The 7558-nt window shown below is 71.1% G+C and carries 6 protein-coding genes and 1 pseudogene; 2 read left to right on the top strand and 5 right to left on the bottom strand.

Features of this window, described 5'->3' with window-relative positions:
• A pseudogene (locus tag AB0C69_RS34445) lies at positions 1–499 on the bottom strand (phosphatidate cytidylyltransferase); the annotation flags it as partial.
• Positions 496–2277 (bottom strand): aminotransferase class I/II-fold pyridoxal phosphate-dependent enzyme, encoded by a 1782-nt coding sequence (locus tag AB0C69_RS34440; RefSeq protein ID WP_360359247.1) that lies wholly within the window; start codon positions 2275–2277, stop codon positions 496–498. The pseudogene AB0C69_RS34445 and the gene AB0C69_RS34440, both read right to left, overlap by 4 nt.
• Positions 2278–2453: 176 nt before the next feature.
• Here AB0C69_RS34440 and AB0C69_RS34435 point away from each other — a divergent pair, with 176 nt between their 5' ends.
• Entirely contained in the window at positions 2454–3146 is a 693-nt protein-coding gene (locus tag AB0C69_RS34435) for a hypothetical protein (RefSeq protein WP_360359245.1), read from the top strand.
• Positions 3147–3268: 122 nt separating this feature from the next.
• Here the strand turns inward: AB0C69_RS34435 and AB0C69_RS34430 are convergent, their stop codons facing one another.
• Positions 3269–4033 (bottom strand): hypothetical protein, encoded by a 765-nt coding sequence (locus AB0C69_RS34430; RefSeq protein WP_360359242.1) that lies wholly within the window; start codon positions 4031–4033, stop codon positions 3269–3271.
• 136 nt (positions 4034–4169) lie between these two features.
• On the bottom strand, positions 4170–4835 hold the full coding sequence (locus tag AB0C69_RS34425) for a metallophosphatase domain-containing protein (RefSeq protein WP_360359239.1): 666 nt from the start codon (positions 4833–4835) through the stop codon (positions 4170–4172).
• 75 nt (positions 4836–4910) lie between these two features.
• Here AB0C69_RS34425 and AB0C69_RS34420 point away from each other — a divergent pair, with 75 nt between their 5' ends.
• Positions 4911–6650 carry a hypothetical protein gene (locus AB0C69_RS34420; protein WP_360359236.1) on the top strand — a complete coding sequence of 580 codons (1740 nt, stop codon included), beginning with the start codon at positions 4911–4913 and terminating at the stop codon, positions 6648–6650.
• Between the two features lie 129 nt (positions 6651–6779).
• Here the strand turns inward: AB0C69_RS34420 and AB0C69_RS34415 are convergent, their stop codons facing one another.
• Positions 6780–7352, bottom strand: a complete 573-nt coding sequence (locus tag AB0C69_RS34415) for a hypothetical protein (RefSeq protein ID WP_360359234.1) — start codon at positions 7350–7352, stop codon at positions 6780–6782.
• Between the last annotated feature and the right edge of the window lie 206 nt (positions 7353–7558).

The raw sequence follows: 7558 nt of genomic DNA, 5'->3' as shown, positions 1-7558 counted from the left end.
CGGTGATGTCGGCGATCGACACCGCGGCGAACAACGCCAGGACCTCCGGTCCGAGCAGGACCACGCCGGCCAGCGGCGCGAACCAGATCACTCCCAGCACCCCGAAGCACAGCCTGGCCAGGCCGCCGGCCGCGTCCCCGGCCAGCACCGGCACCAGGGCGACGGCCGCGAGCGTGAGGGCGAGGGCCTGGGGCAGATGGGCGGGCGCCACCCAGGCCGTCACGGGCGCGACGGGCACGGCGACGGCGAGCACTGCGCGGTCCGGCCGCGGGAGGTCGGTCAGACCGCCGTATTCGATGGCGCACGCCACTCCCGCCGAGGCGGCGAGGACGGCCGCACCGCCGGGACCCACGTCCAGTGCGATGACCACCACGGGCACGCCCACCGCCCAGGCGCACCACCGGAGCATGTACTCGCGCCGTTTGGACAGCACGACCGCGATACCGCCGACGAGCAGCGCACCGGCGAGGTAAGGGAGCGGACCCGCGACCCCGGTCACGCCATGCCGAGCGGGGCGCGCAGTGCCTCGGCGACGGTGACCGCCACGCGGGCGTTCGCCGCGGCGTCCCGTACCGCGATCCGTACCGTCCTGCCCTCGAACGCCGGGGACATCGGCGACAGGTCCCGCAGGAACACGCCCCGCCGCCTGCACCGCTCGACGAGCCGGGACGCGGTGAGCCCGCCCCCGGGCAGCGTGAGCAGGACGAAGTTCGCCACCGACTCGCTGACGGACAGGTTCTCGTCGACCTCGGCGAGCGCCGTGGCGAGCTCGGCGCGCAGCACCGCCGTCTGGGCCCACCGGGAGGCGTAGTACGCCGGATCGCGCAGCGCGTTCACCGCGGCTATCTGGGCCGGCAGGCTCACCGCCCACGGTGGGGTCCAGCGGCGCAGCTCCGCCGCGATCGGCGCAGGCGCGGTGAGATAGGCCGCCCGCAGGCCCGACAGGGCGTACATCTTCGACAGCGATGTGCAGACGACGGCATTGCCGGCCTCCGCCGCGTAGGGCTCCAGCGTCTGCCCCGCGCCGACGTAACCGGCGTACGTCTCGTCGATCCAGAACCGGGTCCCGGCCGGCGCGTCCTCCATCACCCTCCGCAGCCGGGCCGCGTCGGCATGGACCCCGGTCGGGTTGTTGGGGTTGACGATGACCACGAGGTCATAGCGTTTCCGCAGGACGCGGGCGAGACGTTCCGGATCGATCCGCCAGCCCTCCGCGCGGTGCAACGGGAACCGGTCGGCACGGCAGCCGATCACCCGCTCGACGACATGCGCGTACTCACCGTAGGAGGGGTCGATCAGCAGCACCCGGCTGGAGGCGTCCAGCCAGCCGCGGAACGCGCGGAATATCAGGTCCGAGGAGCCCGCCCCGACGGCGAGGGCGCTCTCGGGCAGGCCCCGCCGGCGCGCGATCTCCTCGACGAGCCCGTCCGCCCGCACCGGCGGGGACGTCCGCGCGATCCAGTCCAGCCCGCGGGTCAGGGCGGCGACCGCGGCGGGAGCCGGCGGGAACCACGCGTCGAGCACGTCGGCGGGGACCACCTCGCCGCTCGCGTCCAGGGTGTCGAAGCCCCGTCCGAGCGCTTCGATGGACGCACCGCCGTGCGCGCACATCTCGTCCCCGGGCAGGAACGGGACCTCCAGGCCCCAGCGCACCGTCCGCCCCAGCTCGCGCAGCAGCGGCCCGTGGCGTCGCAGGGTCCGGTCGGTGAGCTCGGCGACGTCGCCGGTGAGCAGCTGGAACCCGGCGGCACCGGAGCGCACCGCCGTCCCGGTGGACGCGAGCCCGAGCTCCAGGTACATCGGCAGCAGCTCGACCCGGCCCAGGGCCACGATGCCCCGGCCCCCGTGCCCCGCCACCCAGCGGAGCGCCGCGTACATCAGGAGCCTGCCGATCATCCCGCCCCGCAGGGTCGGATCCACGGCCAGGATCCGGATCTCGAACAGGCCGTCCTCGCACAGCGCCGGGTGCTCGTCCCTCCGCAGGTGCCTGTCGATCGAGAAGCGGCCCGCCCACGGAGGCGTCACACTGATGAACCCGGCCGGGCGGCCGTGGTGGACCGCCACGATGTAGACGTTGCTCCCGTCGAGGTCGTCGGTGAGCAGCCCGGCGTCGTTGGGGGCGTGCTGGCCGAGTTCCCGCGCGTAGACCTCGTGCCGGAGACGGCCGATCCACTCGACGTCCGCTTCGGACGACATCCGAAGTTCCAGCTCCTCGACGCCGGGCGCGACGAGCGAACCGGCGGCGGACGTTCCCGGAAGTTGTTGATCCGTAGTCATTGACCTCACCTCGGGCGCCACTCTGCCGAGGCCGTCGCGCCACCGCCTGGGTACCCGTACTCAGCCCTCCGGCGCCTCGTACTCAACAGCGCCGGAACCGGTGGTCCCCGCTCGCGGTGCCATCGAGCCGGGGCATCTGATTACATCGGGTCACTTGGACGCGAAGAAGGAGACCTGTGACCGAGGACGCCACCGACAGCCAGGTCTGGGACCCCTACGGCACGCTTCGCCGGGTCCTGTGGGTCGGAGGCGGGCAGTGGGCCGGCAAGTCCACCGTGACCCGGCTGCTGGCCGACCGCTACGGGCTGACCTGCTACAACTACGACTACCACGACGCCCGCGGCCACAACGACCGCCGGATCGCCCGCCGGATCAGGCTCGGCCACCCGCCCGCCGACCCCGACCCCGACGCCACCTGGGTGAACACCACCCCCCAGGACATGGCCGCCGAGACGCTCGCCGGCTTCCCGGTCCGCTTCGAGTGGGCCCTGGACGACCTGCGCGCCCTCGTCTCGGGACGCCCCGTCATCGCCGAAGGCTGGGGACTGCGCCCCGAGCTGGTCGCGCCGGTCCTCGGCTCGCCCCGGCAGATGGTCGTCATGGTGCCCACCGAGGCGTTCCGTGACCGGCAACTGCGCGAACTCCCCCGAGCCGCCGCCTTCGGACCCCGCGTCAGCGACCCCGCGCGGGCCCAACGCAACCGCATCGAACGAGACCGTCTCGTCGCCGACGACGCCGTCCGCTCCGCCCGGCGCCTCGGCATCCGCGTGATCGAAGTCGACGGGACCCGCGACGCCGACGCCGTCGCCGACATCGTCGCCGACCACTTCCGCCCGTATCTCCCGCCCCTGGAGAAACGCGACCCCTGACCGCCGCAGGCGGTCGTCCGCCTTCGGAAAAGCCTGTTCGGCAGAGAGATGTGGCCCCTCCCGAATGCTCGGGAAGGGCCACACTCCTGGGGAGCGACCCCCGTCGAAGGGTCGCCCGTGTCTCAGCCGACCGCCCAGACCTTCAGGCCATCGGCGACGTAGAGGTCCGAGGACCCGGCAGCGGACGTGCGGGCTTGCAGGCCGTGCTCCGAGAAGTCGACCCACAGTTCGGTGTCCGCGCCGGCGCGCCGGCGGAAGGACTCGTCCGCACGCGCCTTGATCAGCGCGTTCCGCACGACCTCCTTCTTGGTGCTCCCCGTGACGCCCATGAGCAGAAGAGGTTCGACCTCCTCGTCGAGCCGCGGACGCCTGATCGGCTCGACCGCCGCGACGTTCACCCAGGAGGTCTCGTAGCGGGGACCGCCGGCGTCCTCGTTCTCGTACATCACGCAGTAGAACATCTCCAGCCGCGCGTCTTCGCCGACGCAGGCGCGCGCCTTCTTCAGCGCCGTCTGCTCGATCTCCTTCTTGCCGGCCCCTGTGAGGCCGCTGAACGCGAGAACGGTGACCGTCTCCTCGTCCTTGTTCACCTCGGTGAGGATGGTGGGTCCGACCTCCACGACGTCCACGACCGGAATGCCCTGGTCGGGGGCGACCTCAAGGGAGGCCTCCGGGGGGAAGCACCAACGCGCCCTCTCAAGCGCCACCGCTTCCTTCTCCGCCCGGTCGGCTCCGGCGAGGTGCCAGAAACCGAGAGCTGCCAACGTCACGTTGACCTCGGCGATCGCCATATCTTCGTCCTTCACGTGAGTTTTTTGATTGATCTGGGAACGCGTTCCCCTCAGGCTGAACCGTACGGCATCGCGGGTGTCGGTCAAGGTCGTCACGGACGCGGGCCGACCGTGGCATCGGAAAGGCTGCACACGCCAAAACAAAGAGCGGCCACGCGCCGCGCAGAAAAGGCCTCCGTGGCCGCACTTCCGTACCGTTCTCATCCCCGCATAGAGCGGGCCCGGTCGTCGCTCAGCGGGTTCGCGCGGGCGGCACGATCTCGCCCACCGCACCCGAGGCGTCCAGGCGGACAACGGTGGGGCCACGCTCGCATTCCCACGTCGTGACGTTGGCGAAAGTCGTCTCCCCGTGGTGCCAGAGCCCACCGTCCTGGTGGATGTGGCCGAACAGGTGCAGCTTGGGGCGAACCTGCCGCACCCGGGCCAGCAGATCCTCACAACCGCGGCGTCCGGGGTAGGCGTTCGCGTCACCGATTCCGAGCGGAGGCCCGTGGGTGACCAGGACGTCGACGCCGTCAGGAATCAGAGCCCATTTCTCCGCGAGGGAACGGCCCCGAGGGAGATTGAACGCCCACTGGTTGAACTCCGGCTGCCAGGGGCTGCCCCAGAAGGTGACGCCGTTGATCTCCGTTCCGCCGTCCTCCAGATAGCGGATGCCGCGATCGGCGAGAACGGCACGGGCCCGTGCGGAGTCGTCCATGAACATCCAGTCGTGGTTTCCCGCGACGACCACCTTCGCCCGATGCGGAAGTGCTTGCATCCAGTCCGCGGCGTCCTCGAGTTCTCGCAGGTCCTTGCCGCGCCGGCACAGGTCACCGGCGTGAACGAAGACATCTCCGTCGGGGACGGCGAGTTCGCGATGATAGGTGTGCGTATCGGCGACCGCCACAATCCGCATGAGCCGAGCGTACTGAGCCGCCCCACCGCCCTTGAAGACCGCAGCGCAGGGGCGGTCCAGGGCTAGAGTGCGCGCGTGGGCTCAGTGATCGGGTTCGATTGGCAGGCGGTGGTCTACCGGGACTTCGACGTCGACCTGGACGAACCCGGCGAGCGCAGCGGCGCGGCGCTGGAGGCGCTGCTGGCCGACCTGAACATGGAGGTCGAATCGCCGTTCATCCTCGGCGACTGGGTCGACAGGCTGGGCGCTTCCGCGAACGCGGAGCCGGCCGCGCTGCTGGAGCGGCTCACCCACCCGAACGTTCAGATCCGCCGGATCCTGGCCGTCGTGCTCACCTACCTGGACATGCCCGACGATGCGGTTCCTCGCATCCGCGCCAGGAGCGAGAGCGACCCGGACGCCCCGACCAGGCTCGGGCTGCTGCTCGCCCTAGGCCGGTACCCCATGGCCCACGACCACCTGCGCCGCCGGCTGGATCGCGAGCCGTCCGACGCGCTGGGCGCCGCGCTCGGCCTGCTGCTGCACACCCCTGAGACGGTGGACGACGCGGTCCTCGACGCGCTCACCCACTGCGACGGCGAGCCCGGATCGGCCCTGGCCGAACTGGCCTGGGGCGACCCCGAATGGGTCGGCGTCCCGCCGGGCGGCCCCGTCGACGCCGTCGGCAGCTGGCTTCACCCCACGCCCGAGCTGCACTCACGCTGGCTGGCCCGGATGCTGGCGCGCTTGAGGGCCGGCCCAGCGAACCCAGCGGCCACGCACCTCCTGGTCGCCTCCGCGGACCGCCTGTTCCCCCGGTTCCCCGAACACGCCCCCGCCGTCGCGTCCCTGCTCCGGCACCCAGACCCCGCGATACGGCAAGCGGCCGTGGCCACGAGCCATCTGCCGTCCCACCCCGCCTACGCCGATGCCCTCGCGGCCTGTCTGAGCGACCCCGAGTTGTCGGAGATGGCCCTCGTCGCACTGACCCAGCGCAGTGACCCCCGATGCGTGCCCGGGCTTCAGCGCCTGATCGCCCACGCCCCCCTGGACCTCCAACTACAGCACCGGTTCCGTGCGGCATCGGCGCTGGCTGAGCATCTGTGGCCGCAGGTCCGGGCCCGGCTCGCCAGCTCCTCCGCCTTCGAGGCCAAGGCCCTGCTGTCGTGGATCAGGGAATGGCCCGAAGGAGAAGAGGCCGTCGCCGAGGTCACCGCCGTCCTCGAAGGACTGATCCCGCGGCTCGGCGTCCCCGACAGCGGTGACCTGGAGACCGCCGCCGCGTGCTGCATGTTCCTGCGCAGATGGGGCCTGGCCGACGAACAGGCACTGACCATCCTCCGGCGGGTCGCGTCGGGCCCGGACCCAGAGACCGGCCTCGCCGCCATCCGCGCTCTCATGGGCCTCGGCGAACCGGCTGACGAAGAGGTCGTCGGCCTGCTGCTGCACATCCTGGAGCGCCGCCACCAGTTCGACCGCAAGGCCGGACGCCACAGCTGGCGCTTCGACACCAACGCCTGCGACTGGCTCGGCGAACTCGGCCCCCGGGCCCGAGCGGCCATCCCCGCCCTGCGCGCCGTCCGCGACGACCCCACCGAACCCGCCCGCGCGGCCGCGGCCTTCGCCCTCTGGCACACCACCCGCGACGCCGACGAGGCACTCCCCGTCCTGATCGAACAGATCCCCGCCGACCCGGTGCGCACGCTGTACGACCTGAGCCTGATGGGCGACGCGGCCCGGCCCGTCCTCCCCGTCCTCCGCGACTACGCCGAAGGCGAGGGGGACGTGGCAGAACACGCCCGCCAGGCCCTGAGACGCATCGCTCCCGAGGCGTGATGAACCGGTGCGCCCGGGCGCTGGATTCTCGATAGCGGAAAACAGCAAGGGCCCGGCGATGCCGGGCCCTGCTTGTTAGGGAGGCACCAGCCAGCGCTGGAACCCCTTGATGTGCAGGTGGCGGATGGATCACTCCTTGCGGAAGGTCACCTTCCCGCCCTCTTCGCGTACGTCCAGGGCGTCCTCCTGCCACTGACCGGAGACCTCGACATCACCGCCCCCCGTGCTGATCACGAGCTCGGTGGGGTCGTCCGCCCGAACGCTGGCGTTCCCGCCATGGGTGTACAGGTGGACCCTGCCGGCAGCCCTGCCCACGACGATCGGGCCGGACGAGGTGAGGGAACCGAAGGTGAGTTCCCCGATCGTGATGCCCTTCCGACCGTCCAGGTGCACCCAGTCCGAAGGGCCGGAAACGGCGATGGCGCCTCCGCTGGTCGCCTCCATCTGACGGACGCTGAGCGGCAGGCCGACGGTGACGGTCCCGATCCGCGACAGGCCGCGCCGATGACGGCCCTCCACGGTGTCGAAATGGGGACCGGAGAACAGGAAGGCGCCGTCGGGCACCCTCTTGAGTCCGCGTCCGCGGTAGTCGAGGACGACCTCGATCTCTTCTCGGTCTTCCACGACGATGACCACGTCGGCGGCTCCGCCGTTGATGACGATGGCCCTGTGGGTGTGGAGCATGGTGATACGACGCTGCATGTCGAATCTCCTAGGTGAGGTGTTTGGGTTGCTTCACGCGTCGATGTACGAGCGCTAAGAACAACCGTCCCGGAAATGCCCCCGCCCGCCAGCCACCGACATCACCCTGCGAAAAGGCCTCGACACTGAGCGCTGGTAGCGCAAGCAACAACTAGGGCCTGTTTCTTGGATCGACTGACGGTGGGCGTTGGTTGGGTCACTGTGGG

The sequence above is a fragment of the Actinomadura sp. NPDC048032 genome, from assembly GCF_040653175.1.
GTDB lineage: Bacteria > Actinomycetota > Actinomycetes > Streptosporangiales > Streptosporangiaceae > Spirillospora > Spirillospora verrucosospora.
This window is presented reverse-complemented; position numbering and strand designations above follow the sequence as displayed.

What these genes read in the sequence shown, in the direction of transcription:
- AB0C69_RS34440 (WP_360359247.1), bottom strand. Translation starts at nt 2,277, where the DNA reads ATGACTACGGATCAACAACTTCCGGGAACGTCCGCCGCCGGTTCGCTC.
- AB0C69_RS34425 (WP_360359239.1), bottom strand. Translation starts at nt 4,835, where the DNA reads ATGCGGATTGTGGCGGTCGCCGATACGCACACCTATCATCGCGAACTC.
- AB0C69_RS34415 (WP_360359234.1), bottom strand. Translation starts at nt 7,352, where the DNA reads ATGCAGCGTCGTATCACCATGCTCCACACCCACAGGGCCATCGTCATC.